Annotated in this window: 23 protein-coding genes; 1 reads left to right on the top strand and 22 read right to left on the bottom strand. The window is 38.9% G+C overall.

Annotated features, from left to right (window positions below):
* Window positions 1-199: 199 nt before the first annotated feature.
* The 4 genes from ACTNEW_RS09995 to ACTNEW_RS09980 form a co-directional block, all read right to left on the bottom strand.
* Complete coding sequence (locus ACTNEW_RS09995) at window positions 200-1660, bottom strand: Lsa family ABC-F type ribosomal protection protein (protein WP_002584327.1); 1461 nt, start codon at window positions 1658-1660, stop codon at window positions 200-202.
* Between the two features lie 746 nt (window positions 1661-2406).
* Window positions 2407-2703, bottom strand: coding sequence for a DUF3847 domain-containing protein (locus ACTNEW_RS09990; RefSeq protein WP_002584328.1), 297 nt, complete (start codon window positions 2701-2703; stop codon window positions 2407-2409).
* Window positions 2696-3037: a DeoR family transcriptional regulator gene (locus ACTNEW_RS09985; RefSeq protein WP_002584329.1), complete on the bottom strand. Its 342-nt coding sequence runs from the start codon at window positions 3035-3037 to the stop codon at window positions 2696-2698. Before ACTNEW_RS09985 ends, ACTNEW_RS09990 begins: the two co-directional genes overlap by 8 nt.
* Window positions 3034-3222, bottom strand: coding sequence for a hypothetical protein (locus ACTNEW_RS09980; protein ID WP_002584330.1), 189 nt, complete (start codon window positions 3220-3222; stop codon window positions 3034-3036). Before ACTNEW_RS09980 ends, ACTNEW_RS09985 begins: the two co-directional genes overlap by 4 nt.
* Before the next feature lie 484 nt (window positions 3223-3706).
* Here ACTNEW_RS09980 and ACTNEW_RS09975 point away from each other — a divergent pair, with 484 nt between their 5' ends.
* Window positions 3707-4513 carry a helix-turn-helix domain-containing protein gene (locus ACTNEW_RS09975; RefSeq protein WP_002584331.1) on the top strand — a complete coding sequence of 269 codons (807 nt, stop codon included), beginning with the start codon at window positions 3707-3709 and terminating at the stop codon, window positions 4511-4513.
* A 118-nt stretch (window positions 4514-4631) separates the two neighbouring features.
* Here ACTNEW_RS09975 and ACTNEW_RS09970 read toward each other — a convergent pair whose 3' ends face one another.
* The 18 genes from ACTNEW_RS09970 to ACTNEW_RS09885 form a co-directional block, all read right to left on the bottom strand.
* On the bottom strand, window positions 4632-5123 hold the full coding sequence (locus ACTNEW_RS09970) for a nucleotidyltransferase domain-containing protein (RefSeq protein ID WP_002584332.1): 492 nt from the start codon (window positions 5121-5123) through the stop codon (window positions 4632-4634).
* Between the two features lie 51 nt (window positions 5124-5174).
* Window positions 5175-5552 carry a TnpV protein gene (locus ACTNEW_RS09965; RefSeq protein WP_002584333.1) on the bottom strand — a complete coding sequence of 126 codons (378 nt, stop codon included), beginning with the start codon at window positions 5550-5552 and terminating at the stop codon, window positions 5175-5177.
* Window positions 5512-5784, bottom strand: a complete 273-nt coding sequence (locus ACTNEW_RS09960) for a helix-turn-helix domain-containing protein (RefSeq protein WP_002584334.1) — start codon at window positions 5782-5784, stop codon at window positions 5512-5514. The genes ACTNEW_RS09965 and ACTNEW_RS09960 overlap by 41 nt, the downstream gene beginning before the upstream one ends.
* A gap of 154 nt (window positions 5785-5938) precedes the next feature.
* Window positions 5939-6097, bottom strand: a complete 159-nt coding sequence (locus ACTNEW_RS09955) for a Maff2 family mobile element protein (RefSeq protein ID WP_005426591.1) — start codon at window positions 6095-6097, stop codon at window positions 5939-5941.
* A 241-nt stretch (window positions 6098-6338) separates the two neighbouring features.
* Window positions 6339-8198, bottom strand: coding sequence for a VirD4-like conjugal transfer protein, CD1115 family (locus ACTNEW_RS09950; RefSeq protein WP_441060454.1), 1860 nt, complete (start codon window positions 8196-8198; stop codon window positions 6339-6341).
* Between the two features lie 119 nt (window positions 8199-8317).
* Window positions 8318-8800 (bottom strand): PcfB family protein, encoded by a 483-nt coding sequence (locus tag ACTNEW_RS09945; protein ID WP_441060445.1) that lies wholly within the window; start codon window positions 8798-8800, stop codon window positions 8318-8320.
* 185 nt (window positions 8801-8985) lie between these two features.
* Window positions 8986-9702: a hypothetical protein gene (locus ACTNEW_RS09940; protein ID WP_015541258.1), complete on the bottom strand. Its 717-nt coding sequence runs from the start codon at window positions 9700-9702 to the stop codon at window positions 8986-8988.
* A 61-nt stretch (window positions 9703-9763) separates the two neighbouring features.
* The gene (locus tag ACTNEW_RS09935; protein WP_441060443.1) at window positions 9764-10570 is read right to left on the bottom strand and encodes a hypothetical protein; all 807 of its coding nucleotides are present in this window, start codon (window positions 10568-10570) and stop codon (window positions 9764-9766) included.
* Window positions 10567-10872, bottom strand: a complete 306-nt coding sequence (locus tag ACTNEW_RS09930; RefSeq protein WP_227222461.1) for a helix-turn-helix domain-containing protein — start codon at window positions 10870-10872, stop codon at window positions 10567-10569. The genes ACTNEW_RS09935 and ACTNEW_RS09930 overlap by 4 nt, the downstream gene beginning before the upstream one ends.
* Window positions 10850-11044: a hypothetical protein gene (locus ACTNEW_RS09925; protein WP_005426607.1), complete on the bottom strand. Its 195-nt coding sequence runs from the start codon at window positions 11042-11044 to the stop codon at window positions 10850-10852. Before ACTNEW_RS09925 ends, ACTNEW_RS09930 begins: the two co-directional genes overlap by 23 nt.
* Before the next feature lie 59 nt (window positions 11045-11103).
* The gene (locus ACTNEW_RS09920; RefSeq protein ID WP_015541255.1) at window positions 11104-11391 is read right to left on the bottom strand and encodes a DUF6809 family protein; all 288 of its coding nucleotides are present in this window, start codon (window positions 11389-11391) and stop codon (window positions 11104-11106) included.
* Window positions 11357-11743 (bottom strand): DUF6050 family protein, encoded by a 387-nt coding sequence (locus ACTNEW_RS09915; RefSeq protein ID WP_005426609.1) that lies wholly within the window; start codon window positions 11741-11743, stop codon window positions 11357-11359. Before ACTNEW_RS09915 ends, ACTNEW_RS09920 begins: the two co-directional genes overlap by 35 nt.
* Window positions 11740-12807 (bottom strand): DUF6017 domain-containing protein, encoded by a 1068-nt coding sequence (locus ACTNEW_RS09910; protein WP_015541254.1) that lies wholly within the window; start codon window positions 12805-12807, stop codon window positions 11740-11742. The genes ACTNEW_RS09915 and ACTNEW_RS09910 overlap by 4 nt, the downstream gene beginning before the upstream one ends.
* Window positions 12808-12829: 22 nt before the next feature.
* A complete protein-coding gene (locus tag ACTNEW_RS09905; RefSeq protein WP_441060440.1) occupies window positions 12830-13717 on the bottom strand; it encodes a ParB/RepB/Spo0J family partition protein in 888 nt (295 codons plus the stop codon).
* A complete protein-coding gene (locus ACTNEW_RS09900; RefSeq protein ID WP_015541252.1) occupies window positions 13710-14486 on the bottom strand; it encodes a ParA family protein in 777 nt (258 codons plus the stop codon). Before ACTNEW_RS09900 ends, ACTNEW_RS09905 begins: the two co-directional genes overlap by 8 nt.
* 23 nt (window positions 14487-14509) lie before the next feature.
* Window positions 14510-14686, bottom strand: a complete 177-nt coding sequence (locus ACTNEW_RS09895; RefSeq protein ID WP_005426617.1) for a hypothetical protein — start codon at window positions 14684-14686, stop codon at window positions 14510-14512.
* Window positions 14686-15144 (bottom strand): DUF6075 family protein, encoded by a 459-nt coding sequence (locus ACTNEW_RS09890; protein WP_005426619.1) that lies wholly within the window; start codon window positions 15142-15144, stop codon window positions 14686-14688. Before ACTNEW_RS09890 ends, ACTNEW_RS09895 begins: the two co-directional genes overlap by 1 nt.
* Before the next feature lie 353 nt (window positions 15145-15497).
* Window positions 15498-15890, bottom strand: coding sequence for a dsDNA nuclease domain-containing protein (locus ACTNEW_RS09885; RefSeq protein ID WP_441060437.1), 393 nt, complete (start codon window positions 15888-15890; stop codon window positions 15498-15500).
* Between the last annotated feature and the right edge of the window lie 32 nt (window positions 15891-15922).

The following is a 15922-nucleotide window of genomic DNA, read 5'->3' as shown; positions in this document are numbered from 1 at the left end:
ACAAATTACGATTTTCTTAATTCTACAAACTGGAATTTGAGTCTCTGTAAAGCTGGAATTAACCCATACAATTATTTTAATTTAGAGGTTCTTACGCAATTATCCGTATTTTGTAATTTTTCAATACTGGAATGCCAGTGTAAATCAGCATTCTCCATTTTTATTAAAGCGAAAAACGTAAAATTGCGGAAGAACCAATTTAGATATTCACAATTTTACTTGCCACAGTATCTCGAAAAACACTGTCATGTTCTACCAGGAGCATGGTCGGGGCAAACTCCGTTATGAGTTGTTCAATCTGCATACGTGAGTACACATCAATAAAGTTGAGCGGTTCATCCCATACATACAAGTGTGCCTTTTCACAAAGGCTTTTCGCAATTAGGACTTTCTTCTTTTGCCCGCCAGAAAAGTCTTTAATATCCTTTTCAAACTGTACACGCTCAAAGTCCATTTTCCTAAGAATTGCCTTGAACAAACTTTCATCAAGGTTGTTTTCTTCTGCAAACTCGGAAAGGGTTCCACATAAATACGATGTATCCTGTGGCACATAAGAAATTACAAGCCCAGAGCCAAGTGTTACTGTACCCGTATAATCTATGGACTGCCCGACTACCAACTTTAACAGGCTACTTTTGCCACTGCCGTTCTTTCCATCAAGCACAATGCGTTCTCCCTGTCTTATTTCAAACGAAACGGGTTCACAAACTGAAATGCCATCATAATAAACTACTACATTCGATAATGATGCAAGCAAATCTGTATGGTAATTAAGCGGTTGTATCTTGAGGGCTTCTGCGGTTTCCATATTTTTCAGCAATGCTGATTTTTGTTCGATTGTCTGTTGTTGTCTCGCTTCTATAGATTTTGAACGCTTCATCATTTTGGCGGCTTTATGACCGACATAACCTTTATCTGCTGCCCCAATTTTGGAAGCTTCTACACGTTCAGACCATACTGCAGCGCGTTTTGCCGACTGCTGTAATCGTCTGATGTCCTTTTGCAAACGTTCGTTCTGAGCCAGTTCAAATTCTTGCTGTCGCTCAAAATTTGACATCCATGATGAAAAGTTTCCTCTTTGCACTTCGATATTCGCTCGGTTAATCGATAGAATATAGTCAACACAATCGTCAAGAAAGCGACGATCGTGAGAAACTAAGATGAATCCCTTTTTCTTTTTCAGATATGCCGCCACACTTTTTCTCGCTTTGGCATCCAAATGGTTGGTAGGTTCATCAATCAGTAGGAAATGCCCTTCATTAAGAAAAAGAGCGGCAATCAAAACCTTTGTCTGCTCTCCGTTGGAAAGTGTTTCAAAAGGTCGCCAAAGCACATCGACATCAACATCAAGATAAGAAAGTTCTCGCATAAGTTCCCATTCTTCCGCAAGTGGGCAAATCTCCTGCAATATATCCTCTGTAATACGATTCTTATCTGAAACGGGATAAGGAAAATAATCAAACTGTACGGATGATAGGATTTTTCCACTATACTCATATTTCCCAAGCAGAAGATTCAGAAAGGTTGTTTTACCTCGTCCGTTTCTGCCCACAAAACCAAGCTTCCAATCGGTATCAACCTGGAAACTGACATTTTCAAAAACATTATCATAACTTGTCGGATATGAAAACGTAAGGTTTTCAATTTTAATCATTGACATAAATATTATCCTCCTTTGCATGTCATACGATACAAAGTCGGTTCGGTGAATGTTTACTACGTATAGATTTCACCAAAAGGAACCGACACTATACGGAGTGAATCATGTGTAACTATCTGTTCTGCACTATTCATAAAGCACCTCCAAAACAAAATAAGAGCCACAAGAAAGTTTATCCTTGCAGCTCGTCATAGCATAAAATAACACCACTAAGCAAAAGTGGCAACAGCACTATATTGAGTAAGATAGACATATAACTTTCTTGCAATAGACACAATAATGCCAAAGTATAGCACTACCGCATATTTTGATTTTATTTGCAAGAAAAGTTAATCATCTTCCCACCTCTTTCTAAATTTCAAAATATTATACCATAAATCGCAGGCAAATACAAGTGGTTATAAAAATTTAACAAATCGCTTATAATACAATCATATAACTTTACGCATTCCTTACTGACCGTAAAATTCCGATTTATTGCTGACTTTATTATACTTTATTGCCTATCGAAAAGATAGCATATTTTATGAAACTTGTCGGCTGGGAACAGCTTGCAGCGCAAGGTCTCCCCAGATGGCAAGTCCACAAAAGGGTAGCTGGCGGCAGCCAGCGCAGGGGAAGCGTAGCGTCCCCTGTTTGATTTGGAGCAGACCATGACTGCGGAAAATCACAGCCCCCCGGCGAGGAGCCTTCGGAGAACGCAATGCACCAACCTCTGGGTGGTGTATAATTGCGCCCTTAGTAAACTAAGGGGTTTCCGGCTTCTCACGTTCCAGCAGTTTCTTCAATAGTTCCTGCGTGTCCTGCCTGTGAAAAATGAGTGTCAACAACAGCATGACATCATCATCTGTCAGGCGTTCCGGCTCTTGCAGAAAACTTTCCAGCATACCGCCACGAGTACAGAGCCGGTGTGTCCGTTCTTTTCGGGTAAGCTGCTTTAGCTGGTGCTGCAATGCCTTTTCATCATTGATGGCTTTCCGCAGTTTCTTTTCACTCTTTTCCAACTCTCGGTTGAGCTTTTCCAGCTTTGAGGTATCAGGCAAGGGCAGCGTCCTCCTTTCCCGGTATCAGCACATAAATCCTGTTTGGTTCTCCAACGCCCTGACGCACTCGCATGATCAGTCCGGCGGTTTCCAGTTCATTCAGAGAACGCTTGACCGTCATGGGGCTGCGGGACAGGACTGCGGCAATGGCTGTGACAGGGAAGCAGATAAACAGGATTCCGTTCTCGTCCTCCTGTCCGTTGGATAGCATAGCGTCCAACATCCGGCAGTACATGACCTTTGCGGTGCTGCTGACTGGAAATCCTGTCAACGCTCTGGGAAAGGGCATACAGGGCGGCAACGGTGTGCCTATCGTCATAAATTCAAAATTCATTCGGTGTGTTCCTCCTTTTTCTTTGCTCTTTTGGATAAATAACGGGGGCAGTCAACCACAACCGCCCGGAAGCTCTGCTTGCACCCATGCTTGCATTTCCGGCATAATTCGTTGTAAGTGACACGCCCCCGGTCATTGAGGTAAAAAGAAAGCTCATGCTTCCTCTTTTTGCTCATTCTCGGCATATTGCGTTTCCTCCCGTTTTAGTGTATAGTTTCGGGGCGATTTTCGGCAAAATTACGGTCATAGAGCCGTCTAAAATCTCCAGAAGTATCAGCCAATAGGGTAGACTATCCCCCTATCAGATTGTCGTGTTTCGGTATCATTTCGGTATCAGTTCGCCAGTTCTCCCCGGTGTCGTTCCTCCCCTGAATCTCACAGCGGCGTATTGCTCCCTTTGGTACGCTCGTTTCGGTCAGGGTTCCTCCATATCCCTGCCAAAAGTCATGGCGCTACATCGCCGGGGAAGCATATCCCACACAGGCTGGTCATTCGATTGGAATAATCCATCGATGAACTACCTGTATCATAGAACATTTTTGTGCCCTGTGCCGTATGTCCACAAAGTAGGAATTAAGGGTAAAAATCAGAAATTTCCACGATTGCGGAAAGTATGATATAATCCAGTTAAGCGGCAGTAATGAAACCGCCGGAAAGGAGCGTGCGCCCATGAAAGGAGCGACAAGCATACAGGAACGCCTTTGGGAACTCCGCAAGGACAAAGGCTTAAATCTGGAAGAATTATCAGAGCTGACGGGCATTTCCAAATCAGCTCTTGGCAGTTATGAAAAAGAGGATTATAAGGAAATCAATCATGGCAACCTTATCACGCTGGCAGACTTCTATGGGGTTTCCGTTGATTATCTGCTGTGCCGGACAGAGAACCGGGAGCAGATCAACACGCCACTAACAGAGCTGCATTTGAATGATGAGATGGTGGCACTTCTGAAAGGCGGTCGGATTAACAACCGTCTGCTCTGTGAGCTTGCCACTCATAAGGACTTTATCAAGTTTCTTGCGGACATTGAGATTTATGTAGATGGGATTGCCACCATGCAGATTCAAAACCTCAACGCCCTTGTCGATACTGTCCGGCATGAAATCATTGAACGGTATCGCCCCGGCGAAGACGACCCGCATTTGAAAGTGCTGCAAGCCGCCCATATCAGCGATGATGAATATTTCAGCCACATGGTTCTTGATGACCTCAATCTCATTATCCGGGATATTCGGGAAGCCCACAAAAAGGACAGCGAGAGTGCGCCCCAGACCACCGTTGCCGATGAATTGAAAGAAAATTTGGAAGCGGTTGAAAATTTCAAGGGCAGTCGGGATGAAAAGCTGGTTGTCCTTTACTGCAAGCAGCTCGGCATCAACTATAAAAATCTGTCAGACGAAGAATTTCGCTGGCTCATTCGGATTCTACAAAAATCAAAGAAAACAGGAACTCCTATCAGTCAAAGGAAAAAACGGTAAAGAAAAACCGCTGTTGCATGGTTGTGTTTGCTTCCATGTAGCAGCGGTTGGTGCTATACTTATTCAGTTAAAATTTCAAAGCGATAAAGTGGAATTTATCTTAGAAATTACAGCAATGTTATTTTGATAAACTTTCAAGAATTGAAATATCATGCTTATCTTTATCTCTTAATTCATAACCTGAATGGAAAACTCTTTGGCCTTTTAAGGATATACAAGGAATTGTTTTTCCTTCAAAAAAAGCACTACCAAAGTAATCTTTTTCAAACTCATACCAGCCACCCTCTAAATCAGCTTGTTTTGAAGTTCCGTCCTCACTTAAAACGAACGGGTGAATGTCTAAGTAACCAAGTTCATCACTATATAACTCTATTCTAACCGGTTTCCAGTCTGTATCAATTTTATAGCCCAGATTCAAAAGCACATTTAACAATTTTTCCGTATGTTGAGCATCAAAATTTATATCTATATCTCTATGAATTCTTGTTTGTTTACCAGCTAAAATATCTACACCCCATCCGCCATCCAACCAGTATGTAATTCCAGTATTTTCGAATAATTCTATTACTTTCATTAAATCTTCTTTTGTTGTTATTTCTTTTCTACCCATACAAAGTCTCCTTTACAACTTCTAATTTGTAATAATCATTCTACCATACCGTTATGAATAAATCATCTCATGTAAAACAATTTCTTCTGCCCGGTTGTGAATGTTATTGCAACGCTGCACCCATTCCATTTGACGGGTACGCTTCAATTCCTCGGTCACGCCCTCGGCAGCTTTCATCTGCTCCATGATGGTGTCTAACCGTTTCTGTGCCTGTTCGTTCAGGTCTGCAAGATATGTCCACAATTCCCCGGTCAGGGTCAATGTGTGTAATCTGGCTGGGCAGACTTCTCTTAAATATTCCCGGTGCATCCGTCCGTACTTTCCGATGGGGCGGTGTTCCTCCGGCAACTTCAAGTCCGGGATGTAGTAATCTCCAACAAGGATATAATCAATTCCGTTTTCTTTTATTCTTGGTTTCAATTCGCTCATGTTCCTTACCTCCTGTGGAAGCAGGCTCGTCTGGTACTAACTCAATCACATCGGTAATCTCACAATTCAGCGTTTCGCAGATACGGGCTAATGTATCCATGCTGATGTGCTTTCCCTCTTTGCTCATGTTGGCAATCATATTTGTTGTCATACCAGCGGCAAGCCTTAAATCCTCTTTTCTCATATCACGCTCTAATAGTGTGTGCCAGAGTGGTTTATAGCTGATGTGCATATTGTTTTCCTGCCTTTCTATCCATACCACCGGAGCGGCTGCCCCGGCAGGAACTTTTCTCTTATTATAGCACCAATCTTGTGAAATCACAATTTATTCTTGTAGCCTGCCGCTGATACCGTCTGGATTGGCTTTTCCTTTCTTTTTGTTCCCTTTAATTAGCCATGAACTGTTTTATTCCTTGTGACTTTGCACCCGGATTGTCCGTTCCATATCCTTCCAGCAGATTGATCACTCCCCAGGCTGCAAGTCCGGCTCCGATCGCACAAACCAATGTTTTTAAGGTCGTAATTGCCGTTGTAAAAAATGCCATAAGTGTACCTTTGGAAAACTTACATTTTCCAGTCCTTTCTTAGATTTTTTCCAGAAAGGGAAGAAAACACTATATAAACCCTGCCTTTTGTGCTACACTAAGCATAGGATTTTCTACTTGGAAAATTCCTCACACGTACAGTCGGTATATTCATTTTCGTCGATGGATACCGACTGTTCCTTTTTTCCAAATTATTCATGATTTCCTCCCATAATCCACTTCCCGACAATTTGTCGAGAAGTTACATCTGATACAGTTCCACTTCATCCTCTGATTTTAGTATCAGATTAGTACTCAGATATTTTTCAATATCAAAAGTATTCTTTTTGTCATAATCGGACAGATATTTGTAGTTTTTATGTTTGCAAATATCGTATTTATTTGAGAAAAATGGTCTGACACCTCTCACCTGCAGAATACATTTTCCCCCGTCCATGACTGCTATTTCATCCTGGCTCATCAACTCCTTTCCTGTTTTCTGGTAGTTCATTCCATAAGACCGCTGACTGCCTCTCGTATCCGATGTGTTATAAAGATCTATGGTTTCTTTTCCCAGGATCTCCGCTATTTCCTTTAATGTCGTTTTTTCCTTTCCACCCAGGAATAAGGTCGTATCACAGTTCCCTTCGATGGTATCAGCATTATCCTTATAAATTGCCTTAAGCTGAGACTTTGACTGCAAAATAATAGAAGCTGAGATTTCCCGGCTTCTAATCGTAGCAATCAGTTTTTCAAATTTTGGAATTTGTCCGATGTTCGCAAACTCGTCTAGGAGACACCTCACATGAATTGGAAGTCTACCTCCATATACATCATCAGCTCTGTCACAGAGCAGATTAAAAAGCTGTGTGTACATAATAGAAACAATAAAATTAAAGGTATCATCGGTATCTGAAATAATAACAAACAATGCTGTTTTCCTGTCACCGACCAAATCCAGTTCCAGTTCGTCATAACTCATAAGCTCCCGCAGTTCCGCAATATCAAAGGGTGCGAGTCTTGCACCACAACTGATCAGAATAGATTTTGCTGTCTTACCGGCAGCCAGCTTGTATTTTTTGTACTGCCTTACCGCAAAATGGTTCGGGTCTTTCTGCTCCAGTTCATCAAACATCATATCTACTGGATTCTTGAAATTCTCATCATCTTCCCTGGCTTCTGACGCATTAATCATTGCAAGCAAAGTATTGAAATTCTTTTCCTCTTCCCTACCTTCATACCAGATATAACCGATCAGGGCACAATAATAAAGTTTTTCCGCCTTTACCCAAAAATCCTCACCCGATTGCTGCCCTTCACCTTTGGTGTTAGCAATAATGGTTGTTACCAGTTTTAGAATATCTTTTTCACTGCGGATATATACAAATGGATTATAGTGCATGGATTTTTTGAAGTTAATTGTATTCAAAACTTTGATTTTATACGGTTCGTATATAACTTTTCCCTCTTTGTCCCGCACGATTTTTCCATTCTCATCCGTCATCGGACTGCCTTTTGCCAGCATACTGCCAACTTCCAGAAGCACAGTTCCCTTCGGATCAGTAATCACATAAGAGCTGTGCATCTGCATAATGTTAGGCTTTACAAAAAATCTGGTTTTTCCAGAACCGGAACCACCAATTACCAGAATGTTTTTATTCCTGGCGTATTTCGGATTCTTTGGTCTGCTTGACATAGTAAGACTCTCTGTTTCTGTGAGAATAATATTATTTTCAAATTCAGGATCAGCATATGGTCGTATATCTTTTTCTGTTCCCCATCTGGCAGAACCATACTCCACACCCAGCCGATATTTCCTGGCATTTTTCGTGCGGTAAATAATAATAAGCTTTACAGCCACGCCGCCTGCGATTCCACACAACAAATCTATATGATTCAAACTTGGCCAGAGATTCTGAAATGCCAGTTCAAAATAAGTAATGGTATTCATAAATTTATCCCAGGAAGTTGCTCCGGTGTTTACCCGATACAACCAGGCAATCTTATTGAAAAAATAGGCAAACATCAGATAGGGGAAATTAGCTAAAAACAGCTTTTTCTGATCTGCCCTCTTCAATTCACTTACCTTGTCCGTAATCAGATTTTTCACATCTGCAAGCATTTTTCCTGGGATACTCTCTGAGGAAAAAACAGCTTTTCCAGATATTTTTCTCTTTTTCGGAGAGCCTCTGATATGCTGAACTTTTCCTCTTTTCTTCTTATGCTGCTGTTTTTTCTCCGTCATAAACTCTGCCCTCTGTCTTTCTGCTGTTCTCTTGCTCGTTCTCTGTTCTTTCCTTTAGACACAGCATCCTTAAAGTGCATAAGTTTTTCCATAATAGATGGCTTATCCTTTTTGTTCATCTGGACACACAAATATTTCTTAAATGCCAGATTCATCATTTCTGTATCCTGCCCTTTAAAGAACACATAGTAGGTCGGTGGCTTGGTCGAACTGTCTTTTTTCAAGGCAAAATCTAAACGGTATTTTTTCGCCACACGCTCAAAGGACTTGATATTTCCATCTGTGATTTCAATATTGGATAAACCAGAACCCTGGCTTTTCAATTCTTTGTATGACTGTTTTCCAACCTTATAAGGATTCTTTCCCTTTTGCTTCTGTCCTGACAGATACTTCCGCAACATATTTTTTAACACGTCGGCAGTCACTCTTGCAGTTTTAACCGACAATGCGATTGTTTTCTGTGTAACTTCTTCCTGCAATTTGCACGCCTCCTTTCGATTCTGATCAGCAAATTACGGTGGCACTAACAGATGGGGGAGATATATTTTCATTGGAATTTGGCTCCTTTCCACTTCCCGACAAATTGTCGAGAAGTACTCTTTAAAATATAAAAAGCCGGCTGATTCCAATTTCTAATAAAATGGACCAACCGGCTACAAATTCTCTATTTCGTTTTTTCATTAATAAGCTGTTTTTTTATGAATACCAGCATTGAAATGAACTCAACTAACAACTCATATGCACTATGTATATCATCCGTTCCATATTCAACAATTCCATTATGCAGAATATTATTTCTAAACGGAATTCTTTTATCAATTTCCTTGGTATAAGCGTCAGTATTTGCAAACACTACATATGTAATTCCCATAACGTAAAGTTTTCCCACACTCTCAGAAGACATTCCCTCATTTTCATCTATAGACATTCGTTTTACTATTTGTTTCACTTTTGAATAAGGCTGTTTCGTGTAATTTAAAGTATTATATATTAACGGTTCTATATGTGATAACAATATTACTAATTTTTCACGTTCACTTATGGACGGATTGCTTATAATACTTTTTATATAACAATGTAATTTATTTTCTTGCTCATAATACTCCATAAGTTCTTCTTCCGCATCTTCTTTATCAATAAGCCCATAACTGTCTACCAACCACCAGACATCTTCATAATTCAAATCATAATTACTTAGTTTTTGAACGTTTGCAAAAAGTTGCGTATTCTTAACATCATCTGGTATATTTTTTAAAAATTCTGTCAAACTTCCAAATAAAGTATCTGGTATATTTTGTGAGAAACGACTTATTTTTTTTGAAAACTCAAGTAACACATCACCCAATTTATCTGTATCTATAAAATGATCTTCTTTATTCATCAGACCCTCCCTCTACTTATTTGTTCAATTTATTTTATTATAACCAATCATACTTATTCTGTCATTTATTTCTTAAACTCAGTAATAAATATACAGTACTGAATTGCACATACAACTTTCCTTCTTCCCAATCCATCTGATCCATCAGTAAACACTGAAATAATACATCTACATCCTGCAATTTATAAATCCTGTTGCACGTTTCTGACAAACCTTTCAATTCCGGGACCTCTTGCATCGCATTTCGTCTGTGCATAAGGCATTGCAGATATAATGCTTCCAAATGTTTCTGACTGAAAATAAGTGCTGCGATATCCTGTTCATTAACAGTACATTTACGTTTTTCTAACTCTTCTTGGGAAATATCCAGAAAACACCGGATATTTTCGACATATACATCACCATCAAATGTTGGATGCTTTTTCTTAATCCATCGTTTCGCCGCTACCTCCATATTCTTTCTGTCTCGATCAGATCTGGCACTACGGAAATTCAGCCTTTTGCCCATTTCTGCATAGATATTACTTTTCACCTGCCGATCTGTCAAAGCTGCGTATTCTTCATTGCGAAAAAAATAATCTAAAAGTTGGTTCATCTTAGCCTGACTATCTACCAAATGATAACATTCCTCGGAAAACCCCAAACCCGCAAATGCAACTGGCGCACTTCCTTTTTTGATTTCTTTTTCAATCACTCTCAAAATGTCTCTCTTTGATTCCATTTCTTGCTTTCCTTTCTCTTCTTCAATTTTCTGATTCTGTTCACAGATCATCAATAAGTTTTCATCTGCTCTTTTCGCTGTCAGTGTTAATGAATAACAAACCAAAACCAGAAACAGTGATATCAATGCACTTCCTACACCAATCATAAAAACTTTTCCCCCTCCAATACATGAAGCAATCCGTCCCACTTAAAAAACGGACTAATTTTTTTCAGCATAGCAATTAAGTCCGCTTCATTTTCTATTTCAATATCCAAAAATTCTATTACACTAATTTCAAGTCCATCCGCAATTTTCTTTAATTGTTCTACTTTCGGCTTTCGTATGCCTATTTCATACTTCCGAATTGTATTCACATTAATTCCTGTTCGTTCTGCAAGCAGCTCCTGCGATAGCCCTCTCTGTTTCCGAAAATAACGAATCTTTTCATTTATCTCCATGTCTTTCATCTGTTGAACTTCTCGACAATTTGTCGGGAAGTTGTTCCCTTTCCCAGTTTTCTTTTCCTTCATATCCATACATAGATATTTCCTCATCCAATAGCCTTGCAACCATAAAGCAACAAGACAGCAAAAACAAAAGCACTATTCCTGCCATAATAATAATTATCAAATCAATCACATCTCATCCTCCTATGTAAGCGGTACAGAAAAAGCAGCCTTGACAGACTGCTTTTTCAATCACCATATTCTATTTTTGTTCTCATGTAAAAAGGCTTCCGAAATTGTGCGAATCCCAAACGCTAATCCATCTATGTAAGCGTCTCTCTGTTCTGTTTGTTTAAGATTTAAAGTATATTCCTTGTAATCCTCAAACATTGCCTGCAGATCCGGACTCATTAGACTTATCATTTCCTTTTCTAATGTTTCACACAGTTCCTTTGTCTCTTCATAACTTTTACTTTGTGTCTCACATTGATTCATTGGATAAATGCTATAATACAATTTTTCCAGTTGCTTTTCGCTCATTTTTGATCACCATTTCTTTCAGTCTTTTTATGATCCATATAATTCCAGAAATGCCGTTTTTTAGCAAAATGCCTGCTACAGCTAATAATCTCCAGGCAAGAACCCCTATTCCAATCAAACTTCCTACCATCAGTTTAAGTACCACCAAACCAAGCATTTCCCCTGTCCCCACATTTCTTGGAACGACCAACAAAAACATTTTCTGGATTCCGAAAGGTATTCCCACAAAAAGCAATAATTTTCTCCAGTCTAATATTTCACCATTCATGCACATAGGGTGAACAATTAAGCAGATAATCATAGCTATTGCACCAGGAATTATCAATTTTGTTATAATTTCTTTTCCTCTCATATGCCACCTCCGTACATATCATGATTTACTTTTGCCTGGTAATAATTGCCTATTGTCGTTATTGAATTCATAAGACAGGTAAGCAAATACGCTTTTATGTTCTTTACTTCCCTGGTATTCTCATGCAGACAGTCAAGTACATACTCTATGTGGCTTTCTTCCAGCAACAATAATCTGCTTTTTACGAACTGATATGGGTATTTCACTCCACTGATCGTAATATTCTCCCGTTCTATGCTGATTGTTTCCACAATTAGTGCCACAATTTCATCCAACTGTTGCTGTTCCCCTAGTCTGCATCGTTGTACAAGACAGTCATATTCAATATTTCTTTTTACAAGTGCAGTATTCATCTGGAATAACTCCATCTCTTCCATCAAATCCATTGACTGCTGTTCGGAAGAATCTGAAAGATTGATAAGATCAGTATTACTTCTGTCAGTATTACTAATATCAGTATAATTATAATTAGTATTATTAGGGTCGGTTTTTCCGACTTCTGTACTTCGGTTTTTCCGAACTCTTGACTTCGATTTTTCCGACTTCCAGACTTCGGTTTTTCCGAACTCTTGACTTCGACTTTCCAGAACTCCAGACTTCGGTTTTTCCGAACTCTTGACTTCGGCTTTTCCGACTTCTTGACTTCGGTTATCATTCTCTGCTGAATCTAATACTTTTTCTTTTCTATATACAAAGCTCTTTACATAAATAATTGTTGGTTTTCCCAATCCTCTCTTTACTCTTTCAATCAAACCAATTCCTTTATCAGTATCTAATTCTGCAAGAATTTTCACACCTTTGTCTTTTCCGCAATTCATATATTCCATCACTTGTTCCAATGTAAATATGATATAAACTTTCCCCTCATTGTCCACCCAATTATTTCTGATAGACAAAGCCATTCTGTCCAGCATCAGCCCATAAAGAACCTTTGCATCACTGGACAGATTACGGAAATATTCATCTGTGAATAATACTTTGGGAATACGGTAAAAAGCAAACTGTTCCGATTCATAATCGTGAAAATAACCAAACTCTATTTTTGTGCTTTCGGATTTTGCCATTTTGCTTTCCCTCCTTCCCTCGTTATTGGCTTTTCTTCCAGTTATCAAGCAGTTCATAGATAACCTGTTCAATCTGTTCTCTGTTATATTCCTTTGGGAAATACTTTCGTAGTTTCTTTTCAGTTAAAGTAACTTTTCCTGTCTCTGTTTTCTTTTCATTCAGAATAAGCTGTACCGCTAATTCTGTCAGATTACCTTCATCGCTGTATTGCTTCAGTTTTGTTGCCATTGAACCTGTAACAGAGCTTGCTCCAGACACTATGCAGTCTTTCACCCAAATCTGCTCCATTTCTGATAAATAGGTTAATGAAACACCTACTGTAAAATTAATCTTTCCTTCATCCAACAATTTCAGCAATTCCGGAATAAGACAGGTCAAGCGTATGTAACGCTGAACGGTTCTTCCACTGTCACCTGCAGTCTGTCCAACCAGATCTGCACTGTCAACAGAAACTGCGTTTTCCTCTTTTATGCCTTGATGTTTTACTGCATCCATCTTCATCTTATAAGCATATGCCTTTTCGCTTGGAAGCAAATTTTCTCTCTGTATATTAGAATCCACCATAACGATTACGGCTTCATCATCGGTATAGTTCCGTATGAGTACTGGCATTTTACTTTTTCCAGCCAGTTCGCAACCACGTTTTCTCCTGTGACCAGCAATCAGTTCATATCCGCCCTCTGCGCGAGGACGTACCAATGCAGGATTTAAGATGCCATAATTCTTGATACTTTCTACTGTTTCAGCCATTTTTTCATCATCATTTACATGAAATGGATGATTTCTAAAAGGATGTAACTCATTTAATGGCACTTCAACAATCTGATTAAGAGTATTCTGTTCGGCTTCATTGATTCCAAGCAATTCATCATAAGAAGTAAGCTGAATTTCTTTCTTAGGTTTACGCATGATTCAGCACCTCCTGGACAAGTGCCTGATAACTGTACGCACCTTTTCCTTTTGCATAATAAGAAAAAATACTGACACCTTCTGATGCAGTTTCGGCAAGAGCCTCTGTTCTTGGAATCGTCTGATCAAAAATTCTAATCTCTGCTCCATAAGCATCTCGTACTGCCTGCTTATTTCTCTTTGAATTATTATAATGACTGCTGTCCATTGTAAACAGAATCCCTTCAATCTGTAAATCAGGATTAAATCTCTGATGAATGCCTTTCACAACTTTCAGTAATTCCATGAGGCCATCTGCCGCATAGTATTGAGGCTGCACCGGAATCAAAACGCTATCAGCTGCACTTAACGCATTAATTGTCATCATTCCCAATGAGGGCATACAATCAATCAGAATATAATCATAATCATTTTCCAAAAGTTCCAAATATTCTTTTAAGACTTTTTCTCTGTCCTCTACCGTAAATAATGACATGTCCATTCCCGAAAGAAGTTTATTAGATGGAATTACATCTATTCCTTCCTCATGGTGTAAAATTGCTTCCCTGGGATCAAATTCTAATCCCATAATGATATTTTCCATCATTGTTTTCAATGTTACCCTTAAGTTCTTTGGAAAACCAAGTCCCATTGTCAAATGTCCCTGTGGATCAGCATCTATCAGCATTACACGTTTTCCAACCTTAGACAGTCCTACTCCAAGATTAATAGTGGTTGTAGTCTTTGCTACTCCACCTTTTTGATTTGCGATTGCGATTATTTTGCACATGATATAATTCTCCTGTTTTTCTACTATTTTTTATTTACATTACTTTTTTCAATTTCAGCATAAGCTCTATAATATTTGCTCGTCCCTTTATTGGAATAAAGTTCCGATAATTCCATAACTTCAATTTTAGGATGACGCTGCAGGATTTTCTGAAACCATGCAATATCATTTTTTGTTCCCATCAGTCTCACTTTCAGCATTAATCTATTCCTCCAAGCATGGCATGTAACTTTTGATTGTACACTACATATTCCGGATAACGGATCTGTATTGCCTGCCAAAAATATGGTGCATATACACAGCAGAAGATATCCTCTACTGTATACTGTCTGCACTCGTTTACCTGTTCCTCTGCATCTTCATAATCCCAAACGCTTGGCGTGCTGTTACAGTACAGATTAAATGCCATCCTTACCACTTTTAAGCTACCGCTTGTCTGCCATCCTTCATGTAAACATTTCGTTTTAACAGACCCCGTTTTAAAATTATAAATTCTGTCAGCATTTTTTCTGGTATCTCCATTAATACCCAGACAATAACACAATGCCTTATGGTACACATCCTGATACCGTACTTCTTGTAATTTTTCATAGTAGAATTTTTCATGTGCATCACTGATAAAAATAATGTTTTCTGCTCCTAACGCTGTACTTTTCATTTTGAACCTCCTTGAAATAAAAAAGGACCTTACCAATTGTTCTACCAATTAATAAGGTCATACTATATGTTACTTTTCTAAATTCGTGCTAGGGATTCCTCTTTAGTAAAAACTTAGTAAAACATCCCTACTGGTTCAAAAATATACTGTAAAATCAAGGTTTTTCAGAATTTTGCTAAGGTAGTGCCGTGGCAGATGAATAATACTTTTGGCATAATTTTTTCGTACCTTTCTTTGCCATGTTTTGCCCGGATTTGCTAGGTTTTCCCTTGATTTTAAAGACTTTTTCGTATCATTGGGAAAATCGGCACTTTGGAATAAAATGGCATATTTTTGTATAGTTTGGATCCCATTCATGCTATGCATAATGCTAAAATGATGCTATATATTTGAAGACTTGAATTCCTGTGAATATAAAGCCTCGGAACTGCTGTTAAAGTACTCTGCAACATCCGGAGTCGGAGGTACTGGTAATAAAGATCCGTTGAAATCTCCTTCATTTTCGGACTTGTCTTCGGATAATATTTCACCTGAATAAATTCAAACGTGCCATCCGCATAAAACACATCTATATCTTCCAAATACTCTGAACAGACATACTCTACATTATTTTGAAGGAGGCACATAATCGTAACATAATCCTGAAATAAAAATCCTCTATTATGAAGTTTTTTTCGTAATGTTATAGGTTCTGATTTTCCGGCATGATCAAATACACCTTCAAAAAGACGACGATGAATCGTCATCCATTCTGCCGGTGAAAACTGGAATGTTTTCT

Origin of the sequence: Blautia sp. HCP3S3_G3, assembly GCF_052063365.1 — a bacterium.
Taxonomy (GTDB): domain Bacteria; phylum Bacillota; class Clostridia; order Lachnospirales; family Lachnospiraceae; genus Blautia_A.
The sequence above is the reverse complement of the archived record's forward strand: the minus strand, read 5'-3'. Positions and strand labels throughout refer to the sequence as shown.

What these genes read in the sequence shown, in the direction of transcription:
- ACTNEW_RS09995 (WP_002584327.1), bottom strand. Translation starts at nt 1,660, where the DNA reads ATGTCAATGATTAAAATTGAAAACCTTACGTTTTCATATCCGACAAGT.
- ACTNEW_RS09985 (WP_002584329.1), bottom strand. Translation starts at nt 3,037, where the DNA reads ATGAATTTTGAATTTATGACGATAGGCACACCGTTGCCGCCCTGTATG.
- ACTNEW_RS09980 (WP_002584330.1), bottom strand. Translation starts at nt 3,222, where the DNA reads ATGCCGAGAATGAGCAAAAAGAGGAAGCATGAGCTTTCTTTTTACCTC.
- ACTNEW_RS09975 (WP_002584331.1), top strand. Translation starts at nt 3,707, where the DNA reads ATGAAAGGAGCGACAAGCATACAGGAACGCCTTTGGGAACTCCGCAAG.
- ACTNEW_RS09970 (WP_002584332.1), bottom strand. Translation starts at nt 5,123, where the DNA reads ATGGGTAGAAAAGAAATAACAACAAAAGAAGATTTAATGAAAGTAATA.
- ACTNEW_RS09965 (WP_002584333.1), bottom strand. Translation starts at nt 5,552, where the DNA reads ATGAGCGAATTGAAACCAAGAATAAAAGAAAACGGAATTGATTATATC.
- ACTNEW_RS09960 (WP_002584334.1), bottom strand. Translation starts at nt 5,784, where the DNA reads ATGCACATCAGCTATAAACCACTCTGGCACACACTATTAGAGCGTGAT.
- ACTNEW_RS09955 (WP_005426591.1), bottom strand. Translation starts at nt 6,097, where the DNA reads ATGGCATTTTTTACAACGGCAATTACGACCTTAAAAACATTGGTTTGT.
- ACTNEW_RS09950 (WP_441060454.1), bottom strand. Translation starts at nt 8,198, where the DNA reads ATGCTTGCAGATGTGAAAAATCTGATTACGGACAAGGTAAGTGAATTG.
- ACTNEW_RS09940 (WP_015541258.1), bottom strand. Translation starts at nt 9,702, where the DNA reads ATGAATAAAGAAGATCATTTTATAGATACAGATAAATTGGGTGATGTG.
- ACTNEW_RS09935 (WP_441060443.1), bottom strand. Translation starts at nt 10,570, where the DNA reads ATGATTGGTGTAGGAAGTGCATTGATATCACTGTTTCTGGTTTTGGTT.
- ACTNEW_RS09930 (WP_227222461.1), bottom strand. Translation starts at nt 10,872, where the DNA reads ATGAAAGACATGGAGATAAATGAAAAGATTCGTTATTTTCGGAAACAG.
- ACTNEW_RS09920 (WP_015541255.1), bottom strand. Translation starts at nt 11,391, where the DNA reads ATGAGCGAAAAGCAACTGGAAAAATTGTATTATAGCATTTATCCAATG.
- ACTNEW_RS09915 (WP_005426609.1), bottom strand. Translation starts at nt 11,743, where the DNA reads ATGAGAGGAAAAGAAATTATAACAAAATTGATAATTCCTGGTGCAATA.
- ACTNEW_RS09910 (WP_015541254.1), bottom strand. Translation starts at nt 12,807, where the DNA reads ATGGCAAAATCCGAAAGCACAAAAATAGAGTTTGGTTATTTTCACGAT.
- ACTNEW_RS09905 (WP_441060440.1), bottom strand. Translation starts at nt 13,717, where the DNA reads ATGCGTAAACCTAAGAAAGAAATTCAGCTTACTTCTTATGATGAATTG.
- ACTNEW_RS09900 (WP_015541252.1), bottom strand. Translation starts at nt 14,486, where the DNA reads ATGTGCAAAATAATCGCAATCGCAAATCAAAAAGGTGGAGTAGCAAAG.
- ACTNEW_RS09895 (WP_005426617.1), bottom strand. Translation starts at nt 14,686, where the DNA reads ATGCTGAAAGTGAGACTGATGGGAACAAAAAATGATATTGCATGGTTT.
- ACTNEW_RS09890 (WP_005426619.1), bottom strand. Translation starts at nt 15,144, where the DNA reads ATGAAAAGTACAGCGTTAGGAGCAGAAAACATTATTTTTATCAGTGAT.
- ACTNEW_RS09885 (WP_441060437.1), bottom strand. Translation starts at nt 15,890, where the DNA reads ATGACGATTCATCGTCGTCTTTTTGAAGGTGTATTTGATCATGCCGGA.